The 26,362-nt window shown below is 72.8% G+C and carries 22 protein-coding genes; 16 read left to right on the top strand and 6 right to left on the bottom strand.

Going from position 1 to position 26,362, the window contains the following annotated elements:
• Positions 1-3 precede the first annotated feature (3 nt).
• Positions 4-1,029 carry a LacI family DNA-binding transcriptional regulator gene (locus BJ964_RS44490; RefSeq protein WP_188126283.1) on the bottom strand — a complete coding sequence of 342 codons (1,026 nt, stop codon included), beginning with the start codon at positions 1,027-1,029 and terminating at the stop codon, positions 4-6.
• 218 nt (positions 1,030-1,247) lie between these two features.
• Between BJ964_RS44490 and BJ964_RS44485 the strand changes: the two genes are divergently transcribed.
• The 9 genes from BJ964_RS44485 (at position 1,248) to BJ964_RS44445 (ending at position 11,759) form a co-directional block, all read left to right on the top strand.
• On the top strand, positions 1,248-2,567 hold the full coding sequence (locus BJ964_RS44485; RefSeq protein ID WP_188126282.1) for a Gfo/Idh/MocA family protein: 1,320 nt from the start codon (positions 1,248-1,250) through the stop codon (positions 2,565-2,567).
• The gene (gene uxaC / locus BJ964_RS44480; RefSeq protein ID WP_188126281.1) at positions 2,564-3,985 is read left to right on the top strand and encodes a glucuronate isomerase; all 1,422 of its coding nucleotides are present in this window, start codon (positions 2,564-2,566) and stop codon (positions 3,983-3,985) included. The genes BJ964_RS44485 and uxaC overlap by 4 nt, the downstream gene beginning before the upstream one ends.
• Positions 3,982-5,271, top strand: a complete 1,290-nt coding sequence (locus tag BJ964_RS44475; protein ID WP_188126280.1) for an enolase C-terminal domain-like protein — start codon at positions 3,982-3,984, stop codon at positions 5,269-5,271. Before uxaC ends, BJ964_RS44475 begins: the two co-directional genes overlap by 4 nt.
• Complete coding sequence (locus tag BJ964_RS44470) at positions 5,262-6,722, top strand: mannitol dehydrogenase family protein (RefSeq protein ID WP_188126279.1); 1,461 nt, start codon at positions 5,262-5,264, stop codon at positions 6,720-6,722. Before BJ964_RS44475 ends, BJ964_RS44470 begins: the two co-directional genes overlap by 10 nt.
• Positions 6,722-7,864 (top strand): Gfo/Idh/MocA family protein, encoded by a 1,143-nt coding sequence (locus tag BJ964_RS44465; protein WP_188126278.1) that lies wholly within the window; start codon positions 6,722-6,724, stop codon positions 7,862-7,864. Before BJ964_RS44470 ends, BJ964_RS44465 begins: the two co-directional genes overlap by 1 nt.
• A 130-nt stretch (positions 7,865-7,994) precedes the next feature.
• Entirely contained in the window at positions 7,995-8,330 is a 336-nt protein-coding gene (locus BJ964_RS44460; RefSeq protein WP_188126277.1) for a cupin domain-containing protein, read from the top strand.
• A 10-nt stretch (positions 8,331-8,340) separates the two neighbouring features.
• A complete protein-coding gene (locus BJ964_RS44455) occupies positions 8,341-9,654 on the top strand; it encodes a pectate lyase family protein (protein WP_188126276.1) in 1,314 nt (437 codons plus the stop codon).
• 133 nt (positions 9,655-9,787) lie between these two features.
• Positions 9,788-10,387 (top strand): fascin domain-containing protein, encoded by a 600-nt coding sequence (locus tag BJ964_RS44450; RefSeq protein ID WP_188126275.1) that lies wholly within the window; start codon positions 9,788-9,790, stop codon positions 10,385-10,387.
• Positions 10,388-10,529: 142 nt separating this feature from the next.
• Positions 10,530-11,759 carry a hypothetical protein gene (locus tag BJ964_RS44445; protein ID WP_188126274.1) on the top strand — a complete coding sequence of 410 codons (1,230 nt, stop codon included), beginning with the start codon at positions 10,530-10,532 and terminating at the stop codon, positions 11,757-11,759.
• Between the two features lies 1 nt (position 11,760).
• Here BJ964_RS44445 and BJ964_RS44440 read toward each other — a convergent pair whose 3' ends face one another.
• Together BJ964_RS44440 and BJ964_RS44435 are read right to left on the bottom strand one after the other, a co-directional pair.
• Complete coding sequence (locus tag BJ964_RS44440; RefSeq protein WP_188126273.1) at positions 11,761-13,050, bottom strand: MATE family efflux transporter; 1,290 nt, start codon at positions 13,048-13,050, stop codon at positions 11,761-11,763.
• A gap of 20 nt (positions 13,051-13,070) precedes the next feature.
• Complete coding sequence (locus BJ964_RS44435; RefSeq protein WP_188126272.1) at positions 13,071-13,685, bottom strand: hypothetical protein; 615 nt, start codon at positions 13,683-13,685, stop codon at positions 13,071-13,073.
• 197 nt (positions 13,686-13,882) lie between these two features.
• Between BJ964_RS44435 and BJ964_RS44430 the strand changes: the two genes are divergently transcribed.
• A complete protein-coding gene (locus BJ964_RS44430; protein ID WP_188126271.1) occupies positions 13,883-14,023 on the top strand; it encodes a hypothetical protein in 141 nt (46 codons plus the stop codon).
• Positions 14,020-15,987: an MFS transporter gene (locus BJ964_RS44425; RefSeq protein WP_188126270.1), complete on the top strand. Its 1,968-nt coding sequence runs from the start codon at positions 14,020-14,022 to the stop codon at positions 15,985-15,987. The genes BJ964_RS44430 and BJ964_RS44425 overlap by 4 nt, the downstream gene beginning before the upstream one ends.
• A 36-nt stretch (positions 15,988-16,023) precedes the next feature.
• Here BJ964_RS44425 and BJ964_RS44420 read toward each other — a convergent pair whose 3' ends face one another.
• Complete coding sequence (locus BJ964_RS44420; protein ID WP_188126269.1) at positions 16,024-16,896, bottom strand: class I SAM-dependent methyltransferase; 873 nt, start codon at positions 16,894-16,896, stop codon at positions 16,024-16,026.
• 47 nt (positions 16,897-16,943) lie between these two features.
• On the opposite strand from BJ964_RS44420, the gene BJ964_RS44415 reads away from it, so the two are divergent.
• Positions 16,944-17,510, top strand: coding sequence for a helix-turn-helix domain-containing protein (locus BJ964_RS44415; protein ID WP_188126268.1), 567 nt, complete (start codon positions 16,944-16,946; stop codon positions 17,508-17,510).
• 6 nt (positions 17,511-17,516) lie between these two features.
• Here the strand turns inward: BJ964_RS44415 and BJ964_RS44410 are convergent, their stop codons facing one another.
• Positions 17,517-18,536 (bottom strand): LacI family DNA-binding transcriptional regulator, encoded by a 1,020-nt coding sequence (locus tag BJ964_RS44410; RefSeq protein ID WP_188126267.1) that lies wholly within the window; start codon positions 18,534-18,536, stop codon positions 17,517-17,519.
• A gap of 177 nt (positions 18,537-18,713) precedes the next feature.
• Here BJ964_RS44410 and BJ964_RS44405 point away from each other — a divergent pair, with 177 nt between their 5' ends.
• On the top strand, positions 18,714-19,724 hold the full coding sequence (locus tag BJ964_RS44405; protein WP_188126266.1) for a LacI family DNA-binding transcriptional regulator: 1,011 nt from the start codon (positions 18,714-18,716) through the stop codon (positions 19,722-19,724).
• Between the two features lie 218 nt (positions 19,725-19,942).
• Here BJ964_RS44405 and BJ964_RS44400 read toward each other — a convergent pair whose 3' ends face one another.
• Positions 19,943-21,340 carry a serine/threonine-protein kinase gene (locus BJ964_RS44400; protein WP_188126265.1) on the bottom strand — a complete coding sequence of 466 codons (1,398 nt, stop codon included), beginning with the start codon at positions 21,338-21,340 and terminating at the stop codon, positions 19,943-19,945.
• A 155-nt stretch (positions 21,341-21,495) separates the two neighbouring features.
• Here BJ964_RS44400 and BJ964_RS44395 point away from each other — a divergent pair, with 155 nt between their 5' ends.
• The 3 genes from BJ964_RS44395 (at position 21,496) to BJ964_RS44385 (ending at position 26,345) form a co-directional block, all read left to right on the top strand.
• A complete protein-coding gene (locus BJ964_RS44395; protein ID WP_188126264.1) occupies positions 21,496-22,119 on the top strand; it encodes a hypothetical protein in 624 nt (207 codons plus the stop codon).
• A 129-nt stretch (positions 22,120-22,248) separates the two neighbouring features.
• Positions 22,249-24,072 carry a diguanylate cyclase domain-containing protein gene (locus BJ964_RS44390; RefSeq protein ID WP_188126263.1) on the top strand — a complete coding sequence of 608 codons (1,824 nt, stop codon included), beginning with the start codon at positions 22,249-22,251 and terminating at the stop codon, positions 24,070-24,072.
• Positions 24,069-26,345 (top strand): putative bifunctional diguanylate cyclase/phosphodiesterase, encoded by a 2,277-nt coding sequence (locus BJ964_RS44385; protein ID WP_188126262.1) that lies wholly within the window; start codon positions 24,069-24,071, stop codon positions 26,343-26,345. Before BJ964_RS44390 ends, BJ964_RS44385 begins: the two co-directional genes overlap by 4 nt.
• The last annotated feature ends 17 nt before the right edge of the window (positions 26,346-26,362 follow it).

Here is a 26,362-nt window from a genome sequence, read left to right as displayed (position 1 = left end):
TCGTCACTCCTTGACGTGTGCGGCAACCTCAGCGGCGATCGCGACGGCCGGGGCGTACGGCCCCGGGCCGGTGGAGTTGCGAATGATCAAGTCGGTCCGGAGGGTGACCTGCCCGGTCGCCCCGTCGTCGCCCTGCTGGAGCAGCATGTCGACGGCGGTGCGGCCGGCGGCGGCGGTCGGGTTGGCCACGGTGGTGAGCCGTGGTCGCACCAGCCCGCTGTACGCGATGTCGTCGATCCCGACGATGCTGACCTGCCCGGGGACGTCCACACCGCGGTCCTGCAACGCCTGGAGCAGGCCGATCGCCATCAGGTCGTTGTAGGCCAGCACCGCGGTGGCGCCGGTGGCGAGCACCGCCTCGGCGGCGGCCGCCCCGGCCTCCTCGACCGGCTGGTTCGGGCCGAGGACGGTGAGGTCCGCGCCGGCCGAACGGGTGGTGGCCCCGGCGGCCCGGCGGATCTCCCGGTTGGTCCACGAGCCCCGCGGCCCGGCCAGATAGACCAGGTGGCGGTGGCCCAGGCCGAGCAGGTGGCGCACGGCTTCCCGGGCGCCCTGTCCCACGTCCATGACCACCGCGGGCAAGCCGGTGATCATGCGGTTGACGACGACCAGGGGCACCTCGCGGCGCAACTGTTCTATCTGGTCGTCGCTCATCCGGGGACTGCACAGCAGGATCCCGTCGACCTGCTTGGCCAGTGCCTGCACCAGGTCGGACTCGACGATCGGATCCTCGTCGGTGTCGGCGACGAAGACGTGGTAGTCCCGCCGCCGGGCGTGGGTCTCGGCCGCCTTGATCAGAGGCGGGAAGAACGGGTTCGCGATATCGGCCACGATCAGGCCGATGTTGTGGGTACGTCCGGTGATCAGTGCCCGGGCCGCCCGGTTGGGGCGGTAGCCGAGCTGCTCCGCGGTGGCCAGGACCCGGGAACGGGTCTCGGGATTGACCAGGTGCGGTGCGGAGAACGTGCGCGACACCGTGGAGATGTGCACGCCGGACGCCCTTGCGACGTCCCGGATCGTCACAGCCACGGTGCCTCCCTTGATGACGGCCCGGATGTGACCCGGGTCTCTAGGTGACAGCCATTAATGCAAACGGTTGCTGTCATGTCAACGCCCTTCGATGTCGATCTTGTTGCCGGGCCATGGCTCAGTCAGGTCATATATGGACAAATGCTGGCCATGCATTGACTTTGGTCGTGGTCTGTTCCCTAAGCTGTTGCAAACGTTTGCCGAATGGAGGCGACGGAATGCCCCTCTCTTCCCGCCGCCGGTACGCCCTCGTGGGCGCCGGCTCCCGGGCCGGAATGTTCCTCCGCGCGATCACCGGCGACCACGCGGACGTGGCCGAGCTGGTCGCGATGGCCGACACCAACCGGGCGCGGATGGCCGCCCACAACAAGCGGCTCGCCGAGCCCGTCCCGGTGTACGACGCGGCGGACTTCACCGAGATGCTCAAGCGTGAGCGCGTCGACGTCGTGCTGGTCGCGACCGTGGACCGCTACCACGACCACTACGTCGCGGCGGCGCTCGACGCCGGCTGCGACGCGATCACCGAGAAGCCGATGACCGTCGACGTCGCCGGTTGCCGTCGCATCCTGGACGCCCAGCGGCGCACCGGGCGCGACGTCCGGGTCACCTTCAACTACCGCTACAACCCGCTGCACGAGGCGGTGAAGCGGGTGATCTCGTCCGGCGAGATCGGCGAGGTCGGCTCGGTCCACTTCGAGTGGTTGCTCGACGTCCGGCACGGCGCCGACTACTTCCGCCGCTGGCACCGCGACAAGGCCAACTCCGGCGGCCTGTTGGTGCACAAGGCCGGCCACCACTTCGACCTGGTCAACTGGTGGCTCGACGACGGGCCCGAGCAGGTCTTCGCGGCCGGCCGGCTGTTCTTCTACGGCGAGCAGGGACGCCGCCACGGGTACGCCCGGGACTACGACCGGGCGCACGGCGCGGCGACCGCCGCCGGGGACCCGTTCGCGCTGCGGATGGCCGACGAGCCGACCATGCGCGAGCTCTACCTCGAAGCCGAGGGCAACGACGGCTACATCCGGGACCGCAACGTCTTCGCGCCCGGGGTGACCATCGAGGACGACATGGCCGTGCTGGTCCGCTACACCCGCGGCGCGTCGATGAGCTACCACCTCACGGCGTACGCGCCCTGGGAGGGTTACCGGGTGATGTTCAACGGCAGCCGGGGCCGCCTGGAGCTGGAGGTCGTGGAGAGCGACCACGTCTCACCCGGGGCCGCGGCCGGCGTCAAGGGCGAGCCGGGCGCCGAGTCGTCCGCCGAGAAGGGCTTCAAGCGGCTGCTGGTCCGGCCGTTCTGGGCGCCGCCCCGGGAGGTCGTGGTGGACGGGCTGTCCCGGCACGGGCACGGCGGCGCGGACGTGCGGATGCTCGCCGACCTGATCCGGCCGGACGCGCCGGCGGACCCGCTCGGGCGGACGGCCGGCGCCGTCGACGGCGCCCGCGCCCTGCTCACCGGCCTGGCCGCCAACGAGTCCCTGGCCCAGGGGCAGGCCATACGCGTGCAAGACCTCCTAGATCTTGAGGACAACGAGTGATCGACGAGAACCATCTCTTCCCCGCCGAGCCGACCCAGCGGCAGATCGCCCGCGAGCTGTACCGGCACGCCAAGGATCTGCCCCTGATCAGCCCGCACGGGCATGTCGACCCGGTGCTGCTCGCCGACGACCAGCCCTTTCCCGATCCGGCCCGGCTGTTCGTGGTCCCCGACCACTACGTCACCCGGATGCTGGCCAGCCAGGGCATTCCACCGGCCCGGCTCGGCGTGCCCAGCGTCGACGGGTCGGCGGTCGAGACCGACGGGCGGGCGATCTGGCGGCTGCTCGCGGAGAACTGGAAGCTGTTCCGCGGGACCCCGTCCCGGCTCTGGACGGAGAAGGTGCTCTCCGACGTCTTCGGCCTCACCAAGCCGCTGAACGGCCAGAACGCCGACGAGATCTACGACGAGCTGTCCGCCCGGCTCGCCGAGCCCGAGTTCCGGCCGCGGGCGCTGTTCACCCGGTTCAACATCGAGGTGCTGGCCACCACCGAGAGCCCTCTCGACGAACTGCACGCGCACGCGAAACTGGCCGCCGACGGCTGGGGCGGCCCGGGCGGCCGGGTGATCACCACGTTCCGCCCCGACAACCTGGTCGACCCGGACTGGCCCGGCTGGGCCGAGCGGGTGGCCCAGCTCGGCGAGCTGACCGGCCTCGACGTCGGCACCTACCCCGGCTTCCTGAACGCGCTGCGCAGCCGCCGGGCCGCGTTCATCGAGGCCGGCGCCACCAGCTCGGACCACGGCCACCTCACCGCGGCCACCCTGCTGCTCAGCGACGCCGACGCGGCCGTCCTCTACCGCAAGGCCCTCGGCGGCGGCGCAACCGGGGCCGACGCCGAGGCGTTCCGGGCGCACATGCTGGTCGAGTTCGCCAAGATGTCCCTCGACGACGGCCTGGTCATGCAGCTGCACCCGGGTTCGGTCCGCAACCACAACGAGGCGCTCTACCAGCGGCACGGCCGGGATGTGGGCGGCGACATCCCGTCGGCCACCGACTACGTGCACGCGCTCAAGCCGCTGCTCGACGCGTACGGCACCGACCCCCGCCTGCGGATCGTGCTCTACACGCTGGACGAGACCGTCTTCACCCGCGAGCTCGCCCCGCTCGCCGGCGGCTACCCCAGCCTCTACCTGGGCGCGCCCTGGTGGTTCCTGGACAGTCCGGAGGGTCTGCGCCGGTTCCGGGAGACCGCCACCGAGACGGCCGGCTTCTACAACACGTCCGGATTCGTCGACGACACCCGGGCGTTCTGCTCCATCCCGGCCCGGCACGACGTGGCCCGCCGCATCGACGCCGGCTTCCTGGCCCGGCTCGTCGCCGAGCACCGCCTCCCGCTCGACGAGGCCGCCGAGACCATCGCCGACCTCGCCTACCACCTCCCGAAGCGTGTCTTCCGACTGGAGAAGAACTCATGACAGTGCGGATCACCGGCGTCGACGTCCACGACGTCCGGTTCCCGACCGCGGCGGCCGGCGACGGCTCCGACGCGATCAACAAGGGTGACTACTCGGCCACCTATGTCGAGGTCACCACCGACGCGGGCGTCACCGGCAGCGGCCTGACCTTCACCAACGGCCGCGGCAACGAGCTCACCTGCGCGGCCGTCGAGGCACTGGCCCACCACGTCACCGGCCGCACCGTCGAGGAGATCGCCGCCGACCAGGTCGGCTTCTGGCGGTCCATCACCGCGGACGTGCAGCTGCGCTGGCTCGGCCCGGAGAAGGGCGTCATCCACATGGCGTCCGGTGCGCTGGTCAACGCGGTCTGGGACCTGCGGGCCCGCCTCGCGGGCAAGCCGATGTGGCGGTACCTCGCCGAGATGCCGGCCGACGAGCTGGTCGCCTCCATCGACTTCCGGCACATCAGCGACGCGATCACGCCCGGCGAGGCGCGCGAGATCCTGGAAAAAGGCACCATCGGGTACGCCGAACGCCTGGCGGAACTGGAGCGTGACGGCTTCCCGGCCTACACCACGAGCGTCGGCTGGCTCGGCTACCCCGACGACAAGGTGCGCGAGCTGACCCGACAGGCGGTGGCCGACGGCTGGCGCGCGGTCAAGATGAAGACCGGCGGCCCGCTGGAGGACGACGTCCGCCGGGCCGGCATCATCCGCGGCGAGCTGCCCGAGGGCGCGCTGTTGATGATGGACTCCAACCAGGTCTGGGACGTGGACGAGGCGATCGCCGCGATGGCGGAGCTGAAGGCCTTCGACCCCTACTGGATCGAGGAGCCCACCCACGCCGACGACGTCCTCGGCCACGCCCGGATCGCCCGTGCCGTGGCGCCGGTCCGGGTCGCCACCGGCGAGGTCGCCGCCAACCGGGTGATCTTCAAGCAGCTGTTGCAGGCCGGCGCGATCGGCGTCTGCCAGGTCGACGCCTGCCGGGTCGCCGGCGTCAACGAGGTGCTCTCCATCCTGCTCCTGGCCGCCAAGTTCGGGGTGCCGGTCTGCCCGCACTCCGGCGGCGTCGGCCTCTGCGAGTACGTGCAGCACCTGGCGATCTTCGACTTCCTGCGGGTGGGCCGGTCGCTGGACGGCCGCATGATCGAGTACGTCGACCACCTGCACGAGCACTTCACCGACCCGGTCACCGTGGCCGGCGGCCGCTACCGCCTGCCGCGGCTGCCCGGCTACAGCGTCGAGATGAAGCCGGAGTCGATCGCCGAGTTCCGCTTCCCGGACGGGCCGGCATGGCGGTGACCTACCGCCTCGGCCGCGGGGCGCTCACGTCGCTGCCCGAGGCGAGCCGTCCCGCCGTCAGCCCCGGCAGCGTCCGCGCCGGGATCGTCCACCTCGGTCTGGGCGCCTTCCACCGCGCCCACCAGGCCGTCTTCACCGAGGACGCGGTCGCCGCGTCGGGTGGCGACTGGGGGATCCTGGGCGTCGCCCCGCGCTCCCGCGACATCCTGGAGAAGCTCCGCGAGCAGGACGGGCTCTACAGCGTGCTGACCGTCGGCGGGGGAGCGGACCGGGCCCGCGCGATCGGCATCCTGGCCGGGCTCGGGCACGCCGCCGGAGACCCGTACGGGGTGGTCGCGGCGATCGCCGACCCGGCCATCCGGATCGTGTCGACGACCGTCACCGAGAAGGCGTACCGGCTCGACCCGGCCGGGCGGCTGCTGCTCGACGACGACCTGCGCGCCCAGCTCACCGGGCAGGCGCCGCCGGTCACCGTGCCGGCGCTGCTGGCCCGCGGGCTGATCCGGCGGCAGGCGGCCGGCGGCGGCCCGCTCACCGTGCTCTGCTGCGACAACATGCAGCGCAACGGCGCCCGGATCCGCGGCCTGGTCGAGCAGGCGCTCGCGGTGGCCGGCGCCGGGCTGCCCGCCGATGTCGCCTTCCCGTCCACCATGGTGGACCGGATCGTGCCCGCCACCAGCGCGGACCACATCCGCCGGGCGGCCGCCGCGCTGGGCGCCGACGACGCCGTGCCGGTGGTGGCCGAGCCGTTCACCCAATGGGTGATCGAGGACGACTTCCCCGGCGGGCGGCCGGACTGGGCGGCCGCGGGCGCGGTCCTCACCGGCGACGTCACCCCCTGGGAGACGCTGAAGCTGCGCGCCCTCAACGGCGTCCACTCGTCGGCCGCCTACCTGGGCGCGCTGGCCGGCCGGGAGTTCATCGCCGACTCGCTGGAGCTGGCCGGGATGACCGGGCTGCTGCGCCGGCTCATCGCCGAGGACATCGCGCCGACCATCGCGCCGCCGCCCGGGGTCACCGTGACCGGGTACGGCGAATCGGTTCTGGAACGGTTCGCCAACCGCGAGCTGGGCCACCGCAACCTCCAGGTGGCGATGGACGGCACCCAGAAGCTGCCGTACCGGCTGCTCGACACCATCACCGAACGCCGCCGGGCCGGCGCCGTGCCGGTCTGGGGCGCGCTGATGGTGGCCGCCTGGATGCGTTTCGTCCGGGGATCCGCCGACAGCGGCGCCCAACTGCCGCTGGACGACCCGCTGGCCGGGCCGATCCGGGACGCGCTGGCCGCCGCGCCGGACACCCCGGCCGGTGTGGTGGACGCCCTGCTCGGCCTGGACGCGGTCTTCGGTCCGGAGCTCGCCGGCGACGACGTCCTGCGCGCCGAGCTGCTGCGGTGGTACGGCGAGCTGGACCGGCACGGCGCCGTGGCGACGGTGAAGGGGCTCGGCTGATGGCCACCCGGGTGGCGCTGATCGGCGCCGGGGGCCACGGGCTCTCGCACCGGCGTACGTTGCAGCGGTTGTCCGACGCCGGAACCGTCGAGGTGGCCGGACTCTGCGACCGGCAGCCGGTCGAGGCGCACCCGGACGCGCCGCTGCCCGGGGTGCCGTTCTACCGCGACCACCGGGAGCTGCTCGCCGGGGAGCGGCCGGAGATCGTGATCGTCTGCACTCCGCCGCACACCCACCTGGCGATCGCGCTGGACGTGCTGGCGGTCGGCGCCGACCTGCTGCTGGAGAAGCCGCCGGTGATGTCGTCGTTCGAGCACGACCGGCTGGCGGCGGCCGTGACCGAGAGCGGGCGGCTCTGCCAGGTCGGGTTCCAGGCGCTCGGGTCGGCGGCCCTCGCGGAACTGTGCGCGGCCGCCCCGGCCGGGCCGATCGGGGTGTCCGGGGCGTGGTGGCGCCCGGACTCCTACTACGAGCGGGCGCCCTGGGCCGGGCGCCGTGCCGTGGACGGCCGGCCGGTGCTGGACGGGGCGCTGGTCAACCCGTTCGCGCACGCCCTCATGCAGGCGCTGGTGCTGGCCGACGAGGGCGGCCCCGGGTTCCGGCCGGTACGGATGGAGCTGGAGCGCTACCGGACCCGGCCGATCGAGACCGACGACACCACCTTCCTGCGCCTCACCGGGAACGACGGGCGCCGCATCACCGTGGGGGTGACGCTGGCGTCGGCGGTCTTCATCGCCGGGGAGATCCGGGTCGGCGACGCCGTCCTGGAGTACCCGACCGACCGCCTGCGGCTGTCCGGCCAGGCCGGGCTCCAGCGGGTCCCCGGGCGAACCGGTTTGCTGGAGAACCTGATCGAGCACCGGCGCGACCCCCGGACGCCGCTGCTGGCGCCGCTGGCCCGGACCGGGTTGTTCACCGCGGTCGCCGAGGCGATCGTGCGGGCGCCCGCGCCGCACGTGATCGGCGACGGCTGGCTGGCGCCGCACCCGGACGGCGGCGGGCGGGTCGTCACCGGGATCGACGAGATCGTCCGGGAGGTGGCCGAGACCGATCGGCTGCCCTCGGAGACGAGGGTGCCCTGGGCCGGCGAGGTCCACCGCATCGTCGTGGAACCCCGGCCGGCTTCCGAAGCCAGCCGGTGACCACCGGTTCAGCCCGGCGGCCGCGCCGCGGCCTCGCGTGGCAGATGCCCGCGCGGGCGCCACGGGGAGGTGCGGCTGCGGTTGCGGGCTGCTCAGCCCGTACGAAAAAAGATCTGAAAGGAGGAACGCCATGCGCAAGTTGAGCTTCGCCGATCTCGACACCGGGGATCAGGGGCCGAGATTCACCAACGTCCTGCCCGGACATGTGACCGACCGTGGCGGGTTCCGGATCTATCCGGACCGCAACCATCGCACGCACGACGGGCCGGGGCGGCACACGCACCCGATCCCCGAGGTGTTCTACATCGTGCAGGGACGGGGCGAGATCGAGATCGAGGGCGAGGTGGTGGACAAGTTCGAGGCCGGTGACGCGATCCTGATCGAGCCGGAGGAGGACCACCACCTGATCAGCCGGGGCGAGGGCCCGCTGGCCTTCGTCTGGATGCACCTGGAACCGGTCGAGTAGGGCCGGGGTCGTGCGAACCGCTCTCGCGGCGGCGCTCGGCGTGGTCCTCACCGCCGGCGTCGCCACCATCCCCGCCTCCGCCGCCCCGCCCGCCGTCCCGGTGCTCGCGCGGCAGACCCTGCCCGCGAACGACGGGTGGGCGGCCGCCACCACCGGGACCACCGGTGGCTCCGCGGCCGACGACGCGCACGTCTTCGTGGTGCGCAACCGTGCCGAACTGGCCGCCGCCCTGGCCGCAGGCACCGATCCGACCCCGCGGATCGTGCTGGTCAAGGGCACCATCAACACCAATGTGGACGACGCGGGCAATCCCCTGACCTGCGCCGACTACGCGGACCCGGCGTACAGCCTGGACGCCTACCTGGCCGCCTACGACCCGGCCGTGTGGGGCCGGGCGAGCAAGCCCTCCGGGCCGCTCGAGGAGGCCCGGGTCCGGTCGGCGCGCACCCAGGCCGCCCGGATGCAGCTCAAGGTGGGCGCCAACACCACCATCTACGGGCTGCCGAACGCCCGCCTGGTCGGCACCAACCTGCTGATCTCCAACGTGGACAACGTCATCGTGCGAAACCTGCGGATGGAGGACGCGGCGGACTGCTTCCCGGCGTGGGACCCCACCGACGGGTCGGCGGGCAACTGGAACTCCGCCTACGACCTGATCACCCTGACCGGGGCGACGCACGTGTGGGCCGACCACAACACGCTCAGCGACGGGAACAACGTCGACGCCAACCAGCCGCTGTACTACGGGCGGCCGTACCAGGTGCACGACGGCGCGCTCGACGTGATCCGGGCGTCCGATCTGGTCACCATCTCCTGGAATGTGTTCCAGGAGCACGACAAGACGATGCTGATCGGTTCCACCAACACCGTCGGCGCGGATGTCGGGAAACTGCGCGTGACCATCCACCACAACCGTTTCGCCAATGTCGGGCAGCGCGTTCCGCGGGTGCGGTTCGGCCAGGTCGACGTATTCAACAACTACTACTACATGACCGATGAGGACACCTATTCGTATTCGTGGGGTGTCGGCGTCCAATCGGCGATCTACGCGGAGAACAACTTCCTGCTGCGCAGCGCCGACCTGGCCCTCGACGACTTCGTCTACGACTGGGGCGGCACGGCGATCACCGAGATCGGCACGCTGACCAGGGTCGGAACCGGCCCGGTAGGCGAGGTCAACCTGCTCGGCGAGTACAACGCCACGCACGACCCGGACCTCGGCACGGACGCCGGCTGGACCCCGGCGCTGCGGGCCGGCCCGGTCACGCCGACCGTCGCGGTGCCGGTTCTGGTGAATGTCTGGGCGGGTGCCGGAAGGATCTGACGGAAGTCTCCCGGCCGGGGTTTTCGGCTTCCCCGGCCGGGTCCTCCGCCGATCGCGCCGAATCGCGGAATGGGCTGGGCTACGCTGGCGGGCGTCTGCTTCCCGGCGATTCCGCAATTCGAGGGTGATCCTCATGAACAGTGCTGCCCGCTGCGCGGCGGCGGTGATGGCGGCCGGTCTCCTCCCGTTCGTGGCGCCCTCCGCGCCCGCCGGTGCGGTCCCGGTGGCCCCGGGCGCCGGCGCGCCCGCCCTGGAACGGATGCGGCGTGAGGTGGCCGCCGCGACCGGATCACCCGACGTGCCCTGCTGGCGCGACATCACCATCAGATCCGCGGCCAACGGCCGGTACGTCTCCGCCGAGATCGGCTGGGACGGCCCCTTCTACGGGGCGTTGCGTGCCCGGGCGACCTCGGTCGGCCCGTGGGAGAGGTTCATCGTCTGCCGGGACACCGGCTCGGGCGTCACCCGGATCCGGGCACAGGCCAACAACGACTTCGTCTCCGCCGAGCTGGACTACGCCGGCGCCAGGTACGGGCTGTTGCGCGCCCAGTCCGAGACGGTCGGCGGGTGGGAGCGGTACTACTCCAACCGGGAGCCCGGCGGGAACTTCTCGTTCTACGCCCGGGACACCCGGCGATGGGTTTCCGCCGAGGTCACGTTCCGGGGACGGGCGTACGGCACGCTGCGCGCCCGGGCCACGAGCGTCGGCGCCGAGGAGACTTTCAGCTGGTAGGGGCCGACTCGTCTGGTAAGAGCCTTAAGAGTGCAGCCCCTCGAACCTTAAGTTTTTCTTTATTCGCATCTTTGGTGATCCGCCGTTGGGAGCGTTCCCGTATGGACCGGTCGAGAGAGCGGTTCGACAGGAAGGCACGCAGATGAAGCGGTACCGGAGCTACGCGAAGGGCTCGTCGGCCGGAGCGAAGCGCTGGCGTGTGGCCGGTGTTGCGGGTGTCGCGGTGGCCCTGGTCGGTGTGGGGCTCGGCGTCGCGGCCGCGGCCGACACCGCCGTCCCGACGGTGAACTGCCCCACGGTCGCGGACAAGCTCGGCGCCGTACCGGCGCAGGCCCAGGCGGAGATCGCCCGCAACCTGCAACTGCTCAACACGCAGATCCAGGAGGCCAACAACCGGATCCGCACCACCCAGGGACAGGGCGGCGCGAACTTCATCCAGAACGCGATCCTCGGCCCGCTGAAGGACAAGCGGTTCGCGGCGATCAACCGGATGGAGACGGCGATCGGCCGGACCATCGCCAAGCCGAACCTGAACGCCGAGGGCCTGTCGGGCTGCTCGCTGAACACCAACGGCGGCGGCAACGCCTCGCCGGAGCCGACCAGTGTGCCCGCCGCCTCGGTGTCGGCCGGCGCCGCCGCGGTCGGGAACGTCGGCACGATCGTCTGCCCGGACGTCGTCATCAACGTGGCGATCCCGGCGCAGGCGAAGGCCGAGATCGACCGGAACCTGGCCCTGCTGCAGACCCAGATCAACGAGGCGAACGCCCGGCTCAAGAGCTCGGTCGGCCAGGGCGGCGCCAACTTCGTCCAGAACGCGATCCTCGGCCCGCTGAAGGACAAGCGGTTCGCGGCGATCAACCGGATGGAGACGGCGATCGGCCGTAACGCCGCCAAGCCGGACCTGAACGCCGAGGGCCTGTCGACCTGCTCGCTCAACGCCGCCGGCGGTGGCGCCGCGGCCGCGCCGACCGCGGCCCCGACCACGCAGGCCCCGGCGAACAACGGCAACGCCGGGAACAACGGCAACAACCAGGCCGCGGCCAGCCGGAACACCGGCAACGTCGGCATCAACGACGGCACCGCGCAGGTGGACTGCCCGGCCGTCGTGATCAACGTGGCGATCCCGGCGCAGGCCGCGAACGAGGTCAACCAGAACCTGGCCCTGCTGCAGACCCAGATCAACGAGGCCAACGCCCGGATCAAGAGCACGGCCTTCCAGGGTGGCGTGAACTTCATCAACAACGCGATCCTCGGCCCGCTGAAGGACAAGCGGTTCGCGGCGATCAACCGGATGGAGACGGCGATCGGCCGCAACGCCGCCAAGCCGGACCTGAACGCCGAGGGCCTGTCCGCCTGCAACCTGAACAAGTGAATTAGCCAGTTCGATCGACGGAACGGCCCGGCTGCCTCTGGCGGCCGGGCCGTTCCCGTGCCTTTCCGGCGGCGCGGTTGTAGAAGTACGCCTTGGCCGCGGCCTGGGACAGGTTCGCCAGGCCGAGCGCGGTCCAGAGCAGCGGCAGTCCGCCGTGCTCGGCGGCCGGGACGGCCACCGCCGCCAGCAGGCCGAAGAAGACCAGCGTGCAGAACAGGCTCGGCAGGGTGTTGCGCAGGCCGAGCAGCGCGAACCCGTAGACGGCCTGGAGCGCGTCGGTCACCACGGCGAACCCGACCAGGGGCAGCAGCACCACCACGTCCGGCCGCAGCTGCGGGTCGGAGCTGAACACCGGGACGATCCAGCGGCCGGCGGCGATCAGGACACAGGCCAGCGTCCCGGTCCCGATCAGCGCCAGGACGGCGGCGGTCCGGGCCGCCCGGTACGCGCCGGCGCTGACCCGCGGCACCGTGGCCTGGCCGAGCGCCACGGCGGCCGTGAAGATCAGGTTGACCAGGGTCTCGCCGATGCCGTGTGCGGCCGCCTGCGCGGCGCCCAGCCGGGCCGCCGCGAACGTCAGGACGCTCAGGACCGCGAACTTCACCAGCACCGTCCCGGCCATCGGCAGGCCGGTCCGGGCCAGGGTGACGATCTCCCGGCGGTCCGGGCGGCCGGGCCGGCCGGTCCTGCGGTGCAGCCCGGCCCGCGCCACCACCGCGACGACGACCGCGGAGGCCAGCATCGCGATGCCCGCACCGACCACCCCGGTCCGCGGCGTCAGCAGCGCGGACAGCAGCACCGTGACCGCCGTGCCGGACAGGCCCGCCCACATCACCAGCTTCCCGCGGTCCAGGGCGACCAGCGCGGAACTCGCCGAGGCGCCCGCCGACTGGGCGAGCACCGCGGCGGCCAGCAGCAGCGGCAGCGGGCCGAGACCGTCGACCGCCGCACCGTCCACCCCGGACGCCCGGGCGACCGCCGGGGTGGCCAGCACCACGAGAGCCCCGCAGCCACCGATCCCGAGACCGAGCACCCGGCCGCTGCCCAGCACCCGCCGGAGCGCCGCCGGGTCGTCGTGCGCCGCGGTGACATAGGGCATCATGCCGCGCATCACCCCGGACACCGCGGTGACCACGGGCACGTAGACCGCGGCGGCGACCGCGAACGCGGCCAGGGAGGCGGTGCCGTGACGGCCCAGGAGTGCGGTGCTGACCAGCGCGCTCGCCGACGAGACGGCCATCGTGACGTACAGGGGGAGCGCGGAGCGGAGAATCGCCCGGGTTTCGGTCATGGTGAGGTGATCATGCCGGATCAGGCCGGCGTGATCCCCTCCGGGCCGTCCGATGTGAACAGTCCGTTGATCCCGGACGTGGCCTCGTGCTCCACCCGCGCCTCGATGGCGTCCCGCTCGACGTTGTGGGCCTCCTCGACCAGGACCTCGGCGGCGACCGCGGCCACGTGCGCCGCCTCGCGGACCTGGACGGTCTCCGACACCGCGTCCAGATAGGCGCGGCGGGCCACCCGGACCCGGTCGTCGTCGACCTGGTCGGCCGGCGGGCCGGCGTGCTGCCAGATGCCGTTGAGCTGCTCCACCGTCAGCTCGCCGCGCCGGTAGGCGGCCAGCGCCGCCCGCTGCACCAGCATCTGCGTCTCGTCGGCGGTGGCCACCCGGGACTCCCAGCGCGCCTCCAGGTAGCGGTCCTCGGCCCGGTCGCGAACGCCTGCCGCGTACTCGGCCCGGTGCCGTGCCTCGTCCGCCGCCCGGACCGCCCGGCCGGCCGCCGCCCGGACCGCCTCCACGTCGGCCACCATCTCGTCCGCCTCGGCGGTCACCCGCCGGGGTCGCTGCCAGACGGCCACCACCGCCACACAGAGCAGGATCACCACGACGGCAGCGGCCGCCACGACCGCCCACCTCAAGACCATCGACCGCTACTCCTCCCGGCACCCGACCACCGTCGATCCCACGACCGTAAATTGATCACCCGCCGCCCGCCACTCCACTCCGGCCGGGGGTGTGATCGCCCCGGGACCTCACCATCGGATAGCCTCATGCGCCGCGTGGCGCACCGAAGCCGTGACACGGGCGTGGTAGACAGCGGGCGCACAGGGGAGGTGCCGTCATGGGGAGTACGGACCCGATCACGATCTTCCCGGCCCAGCGCTCCGGCCGGCGACGGCACACTACCGGCAACCGCTCCGCGCTGATCGCCGCGGCGCTCGACGAGTACCTCCCGGCCGCATCGAAAGGCGTTCGATCGTGAAGCAGCTCAACGACCTGATCGCGGACTTCTGGGGGGACTATGCCGCCCTGGTCCTGCTGGCCGGCGGCCTGCTCGGGGTCATCCTGCTGATCAGCTTCGGCATCTGGGCCAAGCGGACCGGCAAGCCGCTGCGCCCGCTCGCCCTGGCCTTCAGCATGAACCTGGCGCTGCTGCTCAACGCCGAGGGCATGTGGGTCATCGCGATCGACCAGCTGAACCTGCCGAAGATCTTCGCGGTGCTGGTGTTCGCGGTCTTCGAGATCTGCTTCCTCACCGCCACCTCGCTGGCCGCCGAGCAGTACCGGCGCACCTCCGTCTACGCGAGCGACGGCACCATCGTCACCCCCGGCCATCCGGGGGCGATGCTCTACATCGCGGCGCTGATCGCCGGGCTCTCCGGTGTCATCGTGGCCAGCAACGCGGCCACCTTCACCGAGAAACTGCTGCGCCTCGCCGTACCCTGCATGATCTTCCTGATGTGGTGGGCGGCGCTCACCGCGGCCGGGCAGCGGGTCCGCCGCGGGCGTTTCGCCTACAGCCCGCGGCGGCTCGCCGAGCGGTGGGGCTGGCTCATCCCGGACGACGACCCCGATCTGGTACGGATGGCCGCCGAGCGACAGGTGCGCCGGATGGTCGTCAACTACCACCGGGTGAGCGCCGGCCGGTTCCCGAAGCCGTGGTGGCGGTCCCGGCTGCTCAAGGACGCCCGGACCGCGGGGGAGCCGGTCGTCGAGGAGGTCGTCGAGCAGTTGGCCCGGATCCAGCGGGTGATGGACCTGCTGGTTCCGGGGGCGGTGCGGATCCGGGTCCCGGCCGCCGCCGGCGTGCCGGCGGTCACCGCGCCCTCCGCGTCCGCGCTGCTCTCCGCCGGGGCTTCGGGGCCCGCGGCCGAGGCGATCCCGGACGGTCCCGCGCCGGCCGGGCAGGTGGATCCGGCCGTGGCCCCCTCGGTTCCGGCCGTGCCGTCGGTGCAGCCGGTCCGGTTCGTCCAGCCGGTCGAGCCGGATCCCGCGGTGCCGGCCCCCTCGTTGCCGGCCCCCGCGGAGCCGGATTCCGTGGAGGCGCCTGCGGCGGCTTCCGTGGCGGCTTCCGTGGAGGCGGAAGAGACGCTGCCCGAGCCCGAAGCGGCCTTCCCGGTCGCGACGGTCACGGTGCCGGTCCAGCGCGGCCCGGTCGATCGGAGCGATGCGGTCACCGCGGTGGTCCCGGTCTCCCCGGCGCCCGCCCCGCAGCCGGCCTGGGCGGCCACCCCGACCGGCGCCCGTCCGGCCGTCAGCATCGCCGGCTCGCCCTGGTGGCGGCTCGCCGTCGACCGGCTCAGCAAGATGGTCGCCCAGGAGATCACCGCCGAGGACCTGCCGGAGATGAACTACCTGCGGATCAACGAGCTGGCCCGCAAGCTGGCGCCCCGGGTTTCGGAGCTGGGCGAGGGCGTGGTCCGGACGTTCATCAACGAGTACGTGCGGGAGCTGGACGGGGAGCACGTCGAGTCGGCGTACCCGTGGCGGGACTTCCTGCCCGCCGCGGCCGCCGTGCCGCCCGGGTCGGAGGCGTGGCACGCGGCTCTGGCCGATCTGCGTACCGCCCTGGAGGAGGAGCTCCCGGAGGGGCAGCCGCTCGACTCCGACGAACTGGCCGAGCTGCTCGCTCCGAGCGCGCCCCGGCTCGACGAGGCCACGATCCGGGCCTTCATCAGCGACTACGTCCTCGCGCTGAGCGGGATGCCGGGGCCGGGCAGCGTCCAGCCGTGGGCACACCTGCTGCCGCGCCCGCAGAGTGTCCGGCCGGCCAGCGACGAGGACCTGCTGGAGGTGCACGGGGCCGAGTTGTTCGAGCACCTGCGCAGCACCGGGCGGCTGAGCCGGTACAAGGTGCAGGCCGTGACCGGGATCAAGAGCCGGGTCCAGGCCGACCGGATCAAGACGCTCATCGAGGAGCGCGCCGCCGAGACGGCGACCGCCTGACGAATCGCGGCCGGTCCCCGGTCGGCAGGACGGACCCTAGGCCGGTGTGGCGATCCAGGCCGAGCGGGTGCTGTGCACCGACAGGCCGGGAAGATGCCGGAGGACGTGCTCGTCCTTCGCGAGCAGCGTGTCGAGCGTCTCCCGGTCCTCGGCCGAGAGCCGCTCGGCGACGCCGGCCCGGAACCGTTTCAGCGTGGCCACCGCGTAGCGGACCGCCGGGGCGGGCAGCGGCGGGGCCAGGTCGACGACCAGGTCCCGTGAGTCGAGGACGGTGAAGCCGGCGGCGCGCAGCCGGGCCGGCCAGTCGGAGCCCATGTGCGGCAGGTGCTCGGCCTTGGCCGCGTCGGCGAGGGCGTGGCAGCGCGCCTCCAGGCCGGGGGCGCCGATGCCGATGTCGTCGGGCAGGAACCGGGGCATCGACTCCATCTCGATCATCGCGAGCAGACCGCCGGGACGCAGGGTGGCGTGGATGTCGGCGAGCACCCGGTCCGGGTCGTTCATGTGGTGCATCGAGGACGACGCCCAGACCAGGTCGGCCTCGCCGGTCTCCGGCAGGCCGCCGCCGGCGTCGGCGTGCAGCGGGCGGATCCGGTCGGCCACGCCGTGCCGGGCGGCGCTCTCGGTGAGATGCCGCAGCATCCCCTCGTCGGTGTCGATGGCGGTGACGACGGCCCCGGGGAAGCGCCGGAGCAGCGCGAACGCACCGGTCCCGGTGCCGCTGCCGAGGTCGACGACACGATGGACGGCGGCCTCCCCGGCCAGCTCGGCGATCCGGCCGGTGAACGCGGCGAGGTGGGCGGCGGTGACCTCGGCGTCCAGGAGGAGCATCTCGGTCAGGTCGTATCCGTCACCGTGCTCGTGGCCGTGGTGGCCGTGGCCGTGGCCGTGGTGGTGATGTTCGTGAGCCATACGACGACTGTAGAACTGGTTTGCGGCTCACGCATACAATCTTGCGTATGACGCAAGACGCTGAGGTTGACGCCCTCGTCCGGGCGCGCATCCGGGGGCTCCGGATCGCCAAGGGCTGGTCCCTCGACGAGCTGGCGGCCCGCTGCTACCTGAGCCCGTCCACGCTGAGCCGGATCGAGACCGGCCACCGCCGGATCGGGCTCGACCAGCTCACCGCGATCGCCCGGGCGCTGGGCGCCAGCCTCGACCAGCTCGTCGAGACGGAGAACGACGACGTGGTGATCAAGCCGCACCACCATCCGGAGCGGGGCATCACCACCTGGATGCTGAGCGGCGACCACGAGCACGCCGGGCTGACCGTGGCCCGGGTGCGGGTGACCCGGCCCGCGTCACGGCGCCCCGAGGACCTGCGGGTGCATCCCGGGCGGGACTGGTTCACCGTGCTCTCCGGGACGGTCGAGCTGGTGCTCGGCGACCGCGTCGTCATCGTCGAGACCGGCGAGGCCGCGTCGTTCTCCACCATGACGCCGCACAGTTTCGGCGCGCGCGGCGGGCCGGCCGAGGTCATCGCGGTGCTCACGCCCGACGGCGAGCGCACCCACGTCCACTCCTGAGCCGGGTCAGGACGAGCCCGGCGCGGTGAGGCTGGACCGCCACACCAGGGCCGCCGCGGCGCGCTCGCTGTGCGGGCCGGTGTCGTCGCCGAGCGCCAGGGCCATCGCGCGCTCGCCCATCTCGACCAGCGGCAGGCGCACCGTGGTCAGGGCCGGGGTGACGTCCCGGGCGATCGGCATGTCGTCGAAACCGGTCACCGAGATGTCCTCCGGCACCCGGACCCCGCGCTCGCGCAAGGTGGCGAGGGCGCCGACGGCCATCGAGTCGTTCAGCGTGATCAGGGCGGTCAGGCCGGGCTCGGCGTCGAGCAGGGCCCCGGTCGCCCGGGCGCCGCCGTCACGGGTGAAGTCGCAGTAGACCAGCCGGGACGCCGGCAGCTCCACCCCGGCCTCGTCGAAGGCACGGCGGAAACCGGTGAGGCGGTCCGTGGTGGTGGTGAGGTAGCGGGGCCCGGCGATGACCCCGATCCGCCGGTGACCCAGACCGAGGATGCGCAGGCCCAGCTCGTGGGCGCCGTCCTCGTTCGCCGGCAGGACCGCGCTGCCGACCAGCCGGTGCCGGCCGATCACCGCGACCCGGCCGCCGGCCTGCTGGTACGCGTCCAGCTCGCCGTTGAGCCGCTCGGTGAACGCGTCGTCGTGGTAGCCGGAGCCGGCCAGGATCAGCGCGTGCACCTGCTGGGCGCGCAGCAGCCCGACATACGCCAGCTCCCGCTCCGGCTCCCGGTAGCTGTTGCAGATCACCAGCAGCCGGTCGTGCGCCCCGGCCTGGCGTTGCAGGCCCCGAGTGATCTCCGCGAAGTACGGGTCGGAGACGTCGTGCACGATCACACCGACCGCCGACTTGCGGGGGCGGGCCACGTTCTGGGCGTGCGCGTTCGGCACGTAGTGCAGCTGCCGCACCGCGGCCAGGACCCGCTCGCGGAGATCCTCGTTGACGCGTTTCGCGCTGTCGTTGATGACGCGGGAGACGGTCGCCGGGGAGACCCCGGCGAGCCGGGCAACATCCGCCAGGGTGACCGCCATCCGGACAGGTTAACGGCCCGGCGGGGCGGATGTGTCGACGACCCGGCCGAAGCCGTCGATCGACGGTTCCGGATCGGTCGCGGGGACAGTTCCCGTAACTTTCGGTTGGGGGGCTACCCTCATCAGGGCGCACCTGGAATCGTGCACATCTCAGGTGGCGGAAAGGACGGTCAAACGATGAGGGAGGACCGGAGCCGCTCGACCGGGCGGCCGACCCTCGAAGAGGTCGCTGCCCGGGCCGGTGTCGGCCGCGGGACGGTGTCCCGGGTCGTCAACGGGTCGGCGCAGGTCAGCCCGAAGGCGCGGCAGGCTGTTCAGGACGCCATCGACGCGCTCGGCTACGTGCCGAACCGGGCGGCCCGTGCGCTCGTCACCCAGCGGACCGATTCGATCGCCCTGGTGATCTTCGAGTCCGGGGAGCGGTTCTTCGCCGAGCCGTTCTTCGGCCGTATCGTGCAGTCCATCTCGTCCGTGCTGGTGGCGCGCAACCTCCAGATGGTCCTGATGATCGCGCAGGCGCCCGAGGAGCGGCGCCAGCTCGAGGGCTACCTCACCCGCCAGCACGTCGACGGCGCCCTGCTGCTGTCGCTGCACGGCGACGACCCGCTGCCGGCCCTGCTCGAGGAACGCGGCGTGCCCACCGTCCGGGCCGGCCGGCCGTTCCATCCCGAGCCGGTCAGCTTCGTCGACGCCGACAACCGCGGCGGCGCCCGGGCGGCCGTCACCTACCTGCGTGACCAGGGGCGGCGCTGCATCGCCACGATCACCGGCCCGCTCGACATGGCCGTGGGTATCGCCCGTTACGACGGCTACCGTGACGTCGTCGGCGACGGCCCGGCCGCCCGCGGCGACTTCGGCGAGCTCAGCGGCGCCACCGCGATGGAGTGGCTGCTCAGTCAGTACCCGCACATCGACGCGGTCTTCGCCGCCTCCGACATGATGGCCGCCGGTGCGCTGCGTGTGCTGCGCCGGGCCGGGCGGCGCGTCCCACAGGACGTCGCGGTGATCGGTTTCGACGACTCGGTCATCGCCCGGCACACCGATCCGCCGCTGACCAGCGTCTACCAGCCGATCGAGCAGATGGGCCAGGAGATGGTCCGCCTGCTGCTCACCAAGATCGACGGCGAGGAGCCCGCCGACTGGGAGACCGTCCTGCCCACCCGCCTGATCCTGCGCGGTAGTGCCTAATTGCTCCGCTTCGCTCCGCGGCAAAACGCTGGGCTAGCTTTGCTGCGCTTCGCTCCGCGGCAAAACGCCTTGTAACCGGTGTCGAGGCAGGTGATTTCCCGCCGCCAGCAAAAACCGCTGGCGTCGGCAAATCAGCTGCCTCGACACCGGCGGCGTTTTGCGGGGACGCTGAGTGCACCGCCGTCCAGCTCAGCTTGACCGCCCCGTGGTAAGGCCGGTCATGTGGTTGTCAGGAGGCCTCGGAGGTCGGCCAGGCGCTGCTGGAGGACGGCGGCCTGGGTTTCGGTCATGCCGCCCTCGTTGAGGCGCTCGCGGACCTTGCGGGTGAGCTGGTCGACCTGGCCGGTGATGTCGGCTTCGGAATCCGGGTCGATGAGGCGCAGCAGGTTCATGAAGTCGAGCGCCACGTCGGGGCGGATCTCGCCGCGGTCCTCGCCTCGTTCGACGGCGGCGCGGACCCGGCTGAGGGCCACGTCGACGGTCAGTGTGGCGGTGGGGCTGGGGCGGGTCGTGGCCGAGGTCGCCGGCGGCGGCGCGGGCGGCGCCGTGGATGCGGACTCGACCGGCGCCGTGGTGGTGGGCGCGCCGCTGGGCGGCTGGGCGAACTCGGCCTCCTGCTGGGAGTCGCCGACCGCGTTGATCACAGCGATGAAGGCGATGGCGGTGACCGCCAGGGCGGCGCCGACGGCGAGCCGGCGCGGCAGCGGGGAGGAGGCGGCGGCCGGGGTGGGGAGCACGCGGGCCAGGCCGGTCGGTGGCCGGCCGGGCAGCGGGATGGTGAGCCGGGCCGGGGCGGACGGGATCAGCCGGGACAGCACGCGGCGCGCCTGCGCGGCGGTGGGGCGGCGCAGCGGGTCCTCGTCGAGGCAGCGCAGGATCAGCTCGCGCAGCCGGGCCGGGAGGGCCTCGGGCAGGGGAGTGGGGCCGTTCGCCTGGGCGAGGGCCAGCTCCTCCCAGGTGTTGACGTCGTACGGCGGCTCCCCGGTGACCATCTCGAACAGGAGCACGCCCAGTCCGTACAGGTCGGTGGCAGGTTCGGCCGGTTTGCCGTCCAGGCGCTCCGGGGCCGCGTAGGCCGGTGTGCCGAAGCTGACGCCGGTCTCGTCGTCGTCGGGTTCGCCGGCGGCGGCGCTGATGCCGAAGTCGAGGAGTTTGACCCCGCCGGGGCACAGCATCACGTTGCCCGGCTTGATGTCGCGGTGCACCACCCCGGCGGCGTGCGCGGCGGCCAGCGCCTCGGCGACCGCGGTGCCGATCGACACGGCCTCGCCCCACGGCATGGGGCCGCCTGCGTCGCACAGCCGGGCCGCCACGGTCTCGCCGTCGAGCAGCTCCATCACCACGAACGGCGCCACCGAGCCGTCCGGCCGGACCGCCTCCCGGTAGTCGTGGACGGCCGCGATCCCGGGATGGGAGAGCCGGGCCGCGAGCCGGGCCTCCCGCCAGGCCAGGTGTGCGGCGCGGGTGTCGCCGGCCGGCAGTTTGACCGCGACCGGACGGTCCAGCAGCTCGTCGGCGGCTCGCCAGACCTGTGCCATGCCACCCGTCTCGAGGAGGGTGACCAGGCGGTACCGGGAGGCCAGGAGAATGTCGGGGGCCGGCCAAACTTCGTGCATCCCAGGACATTCGCCCAGTGGGTCGGGCATGTCAACCCGTGCCGGTGTGCCGTGGGCCCAATGGATGCAACCGTGCGGCAACCGGTAGGCCAACCAACCTGAACCCGGTGCTGCCCACAGTGGTGACTCCCCCCGAGCTGAGGAGTTCATTTCAGATGCGCATGCGCCGTACCGCCGTCGCCGTCGCCATCGTCGCGGCCGTCACCGTTCCCGCTGTCGGTATCGGCGGGGTCGCGTACGCCGAGAGCTCGTCGGCCACCGCCTCGGCCGCCAAGGGGCCGAGGGAGACGAAGCCCGCCGCGGCGAAGCCCACGAAGGCCAAGCCCACGAAGGCCAAGCCCACCAAGACCAGGCCCACCAAGGCGCCGAAGAAGATCGGCTTCCAGGCCTCCGGCACGATCACCGAGGTCGACGCGTCGGCCGGCACGATCACGGTGGCCGCGAAGAGCGGCACCAGGGACGTCCGTCGTAAGACCGTGACGATGACCGTCCCGGCGGGCGCCCGGATCATCCTGAACGGCAAGAAGGTCACGGTGGCCGGGCTGAGCGCCGGCAACAAGGTGTCGATCACCGGCACCCGCGCCGACACGGCCTACACCGCCGGCAAGATCCAGGCGACCGGTAGGAAGGCGAAGCCGACCCCGGCCCCGTCGTCGCCGTCCGCCACGCCGACCACGTCGCCGACGGTCGAGCCGACCGAGTCACCCAGCGCGACGCCGTCCGAGGAGGTTACCGAGGCCCCGGAGGAGCCCGAGGCCTCCGAGACCCCCGAGCAGTGAGACCCCGGTGACCGGTGCGCCCCACCGCCATGACAAGCCGGGGCGTACCGGTCACCGTCTTCTGCTAATGCCCGCGCCCGGTCGGCCGATGGCAACCGGTGCGGGACCGGAGCACTGACGGGAGATGGCATGCTGTTGCGGCGCGACCCCGTGCTGATCGCTCTGACCGTGGGCGGCGCGCTCGTGCTGGGTGGGCTCGTCCTGAGCCCCGGCGAGCCCCGGCCCAAGCTGATCGCCGGCTGGCTGATCGCCCTGGTGCTGGACCTGCTGCTGTTCTGGTCGGCCCGCCGGGTGCACCGCACCCTGGATCTGCCGCCCCACGCCAACCGCTTCTGGTGCGCCCTCTCCGTCGCCGCGCTGATTTTCCTCACCGGCGACCTGGTGCAGCTCTACGCCACCCTGTCCGACCCCGGCATCGACCACCTGGTGTTCCATCCGGCGCAGTCGGCGGGGGCGATCGGCGGCGTCGTCCTGGTCAGCGCGGTGGCGCTGCTGCAATACCGGACGCGTGGCCAGCCGCGCGGCCGGCGGATCCGGATGCTGCTGGACACCGCGATCGTCAACACCGCCGCGGTGTCGGTGGCCTGGTGCCTGGTGACGCGCCCGGGTCTGCCCGATCCCGGCGTCGAGGTGTACGCCGTCGCGGTATTCGGCTGTGGGCTGGTGCTCTGCGCGGTCTTCGTCACGGTGCGTTCCAGCCTGACCGGGGAGGCGCCGCTGGCCGGGTCGGCCGCGGTGCCGATCGTGGCGGCCACCGTGGTGCAGGCGCTCGGCGGCATCCTGCTGCCCAGCGGCAGCGCCGGGGCTCCCGGCACCCAGATGGCGCTGACCCTCGCTCCGATGCTGATGGTCCTGGCCGGACCGCGGGTCCAGTCGCTGCGCGGCGCCGAGGGCCTGGACGGCCGGCGCTGGCTGGACCGGACCCTGCGCGGCCGGTTCGGCGTGCTCCCGTACACCGGGACCATCCTCTGTGCCGTGGCCCTGGTGATCGTGCTGACCACGGCGGGTCTCGGGCTGAGCGCCTGGGGCGCGCTGGCCGGGCTGCTGGTGAACGTCGCCCTGGTGATCGGCCGGCAGGTTCTCGCGCTGGCCGAGAACGACTCCCTGCTGGTCGGGATCCGTAACCGTGAGCAGCGGTTGAACGCCCTGCTGCTGCACTCCTCCGAGGTCATCTCGATCGCGGCGCCGGACGCCGGTTTCACCTACGTGAGCCCGGCGGTCGAGCGGGTGCTCGGGGTGCCGGCGTCGGTGGCGCTGGGCCGCAACTCGCTGGACATCCTGCACCACGACGACCGTGCGGCCCTGGCCGCCGACCTGACCACGCTGTACTCGACGCCGGGAGCCGAGTTGACCTACCAGGGGCGGTACCGGCACGCCGACGGTTCGTGGCGCTGGCTGGAGGTGGTCGCGATGAACCTCACCCACGAGCGCGGCATCGGTGGTGTGGTGTGCAACGCGCGGGACGTGACCGAGTCCCGGGAGCTGCACGAGCGGCTGCGCTACCAGGCCGGCCACGACGAGCTGACCGGGCTGGCGAACCGGCGCCAGTTCACCGCGGCCGTGACCGGGCGGTCCGGTGACGCGGCGGTGCTGCTGATCGACCTGGACGGCTTCAAACAGATCAACGACACGTACGGGCACGCCGCCGGCGACGCGGTGCTGCGGCATGTGGCGGACCGCCTGCGCGAGTGCTCCGGTCCGGACGACGTGCCGGCCCGGCTGGGCGGCGACGAGTTCGCGGTGCTGGCCACCGGGGTGGAGAGCGCCGAGCGGATCGCCGCCGGACTGCGGACGGTGCTGGAACGGCCGTTCGAGATCGCCGGGCGGCCGCTGCGGGTGGGCGCCAGCATCGGCGTCGCCGTCGGGCCGTCCGCCGACCCGGATCACCTGCTCAACGCCGCGGACCTGCGGATGTACGAGGAGAAGCAGCGCACCCGGGAGTACGCGTCATGAGGCGTTACGTGTTCGCCACCGGTCTCACCTGCCTGCTGGGCATCCTCTGGTACGTGGCATGGGAGGTGTCGAGCCCCGGCACCCTCGCGATCGGCTACCTGTTCCTGCCGGTGTCGATGACGCTCGGCGGGCTGTCGGTGCGATCGCTGCGGCGTGCCGTGCCGATGGCTCCCGCCGGGCGCCGTTTCTGGCTGCTGTTGCAGATCAGCAGCTCCCTGTTCGTGGCCGGCTTCGCCCTGCAGGCCGTGGCCGGTTTCTGGACCGCCCCGGTACTGCCCACGATGCCGGTGGCCGGCGCCGCCCTGATCGGCTTCGGCGTACTGGTCGCGATGTGGGCCGTGGGCCAGGTCCCGGTCGGTGTGACCACCGGCTACGAGCGCGGCAAACAGTGGCTGGACCGGACCATCGCCTTCCTCGGCTGTGCCACCCTGCTGTGGCACTTCGGGGTCGCCCCGATGTACTCGGCGCCCGAGCCGTGGTCCCCGCAGGCGCTGGTGTTGCTGGTGCTGGCGTGCATGTTCGCGGCCGGGGCGATCACCAAGGTGTCGTACATCGCGGGCGGTCCGGTGGACCGGGCCGCCGTGCGCCTGGTCGCCATGATCGGGCTGGTGGCGGCCGTCGCGGCGCTGCTCACGGTGCTCGGCGGCCACCAGGGCCTGCTGGCCGGCCATGCGCTGGTGCTGCCGGTCGGCGGCACGCTGGTCGCCGTCGGCGCCCGCCGTCAGCTGACCGCCACCGCCGGGCCGGGCCGTCCCGCCAATGTGTGGCTGCCCTACCTGGCGATCGCGGCGGTCGACCTGCCGGTCGCCGACGTGCTGATCCGCCGCTGGCACTGGGCGCCGGGCGCCTGGGAGGGCGTCCTCGTGGTGTCCGCGGCGGTGCTGGTCACCGCCCTGGTCGCGGTCCGCCAGTACGTGACCTTCCGGGAGAACACCCGGCTGCTGCGGGAGCGGCAGGAGTCCGAGGCGCGGCTGCGGCACCAGGCGTCCCACGACCCGCTGACCGGGCTGGCGAACCGGGCCCTGTTCCGGCAGCGGCTGGAGGAGGCGCTGGCCACCGGGCCGGCCACCGTGCTGCTCGCCGACCTGGACGAGTTCAACTCGGTCAACGACTCGCTCGGTCAGGACGCCGGCGACGGGCTGCTGGTCGCGTTCGCGGCGGTGCTGAGCGACGCGGCCGGGCCGGGGTCGGTGGTGGCCCGGCTGGCCGGCGACGAGTTCGCGGTGCTGCTGCCGGGTCCGGCCGACGGCGAGGCGGTGGCCGAACGGGTGGCCGGGGCGACCGCCGTGCCGATCAGCGACCAGCGGCTGCTGGTCCAGTTCAGCGCGGGCCTGGCCACCGGGTCGCGCGGCGCCGCCGCCGGTGCCCTGCTGCGCCAGGCCGACGCCGCCCTGTACGCGGCCAAGCAGCGCGGCCGGGCCAACTGGATCCGGTACGCCGACGGCATGGAACGGCCCGCCCAGGCGCACGCCCAGCTCGCCGGCGACCTGCGCCGGGCCCTGGACGCCGGTGAGTTCCGGTTGCACTACCAGCCGATCGTGAACCTCGGCGACGGCCGGATCGTCGGGGTGGAGGCGCTGGTCCGGTGGGAGCACCCGACGCGGGGCATGGTGTCGCCGGCCGAGTTCATCCCGGCCGCCGAACGTACCGGGCTGATCGTTCCGCTGGGCCGCTGGGTGCTGCGGGAGGCGTGCCGGCAGGGGGCCGCGTGGCTGGCCGAGTTCGGTCCGGACGCGCTCGAGAAGGTGGCGCCCAACGTGTCGGTGCGCCAGCTGCACGACCCCGGTTTCGTCGCCGACGTGGCGGCGGCGCTCGCCGGCCACGGGCTGCCCGCCGACCGTCTGGTCCTGGAGCTGACCGAGTCGGCGGTGCTGCGCGGCCAGCACGTCCTGCGGGTGCTGCACGAGCTGCACGACTCCGGGGTGCGCCTGGCGCTCGACGACTTCGGCACCGGCGAGTCGTCGCTGAGCCTGCTGCGCGCCTTCCCGGCGGCGATCGTCAAGCTGGACAAGTCGTTCGTCGACGGCGTCGAACTCGACGAGCCCGGCACCCCGGCCGCCGACGCGCGGCAGGCGGTGGCCCGGGCCGTGGCCCAGCTCGCCGGCGCGCTCGGCCTGGAGACGGTGGCCGAGGGCATCGAGAACCAGGAGCAGGCCGACCGGCTGCTCCGGCTCGGCTACACCGTCGGCCAGGGCTACCACCTGGGCCGGCCGATGCCGGCCGAGCAGCTCACCGCGCTTCTCGCCGCCCGGCGGGTCAAGATCGCCGCATAAACCCCCGATATCGTACG

This window comes from Actinoplanes lobatus (assembly GCF_014205215.1).
Classification (GTDB): domain Bacteria; phylum Actinomycetota; class Actinomycetes; order Mycobacteriales; family Micromonosporaceae; genus Actinoplanes; species Actinoplanes lobatus.
This window is presented reverse-complemented; position numbering and strand designations above follow the sequence as displayed.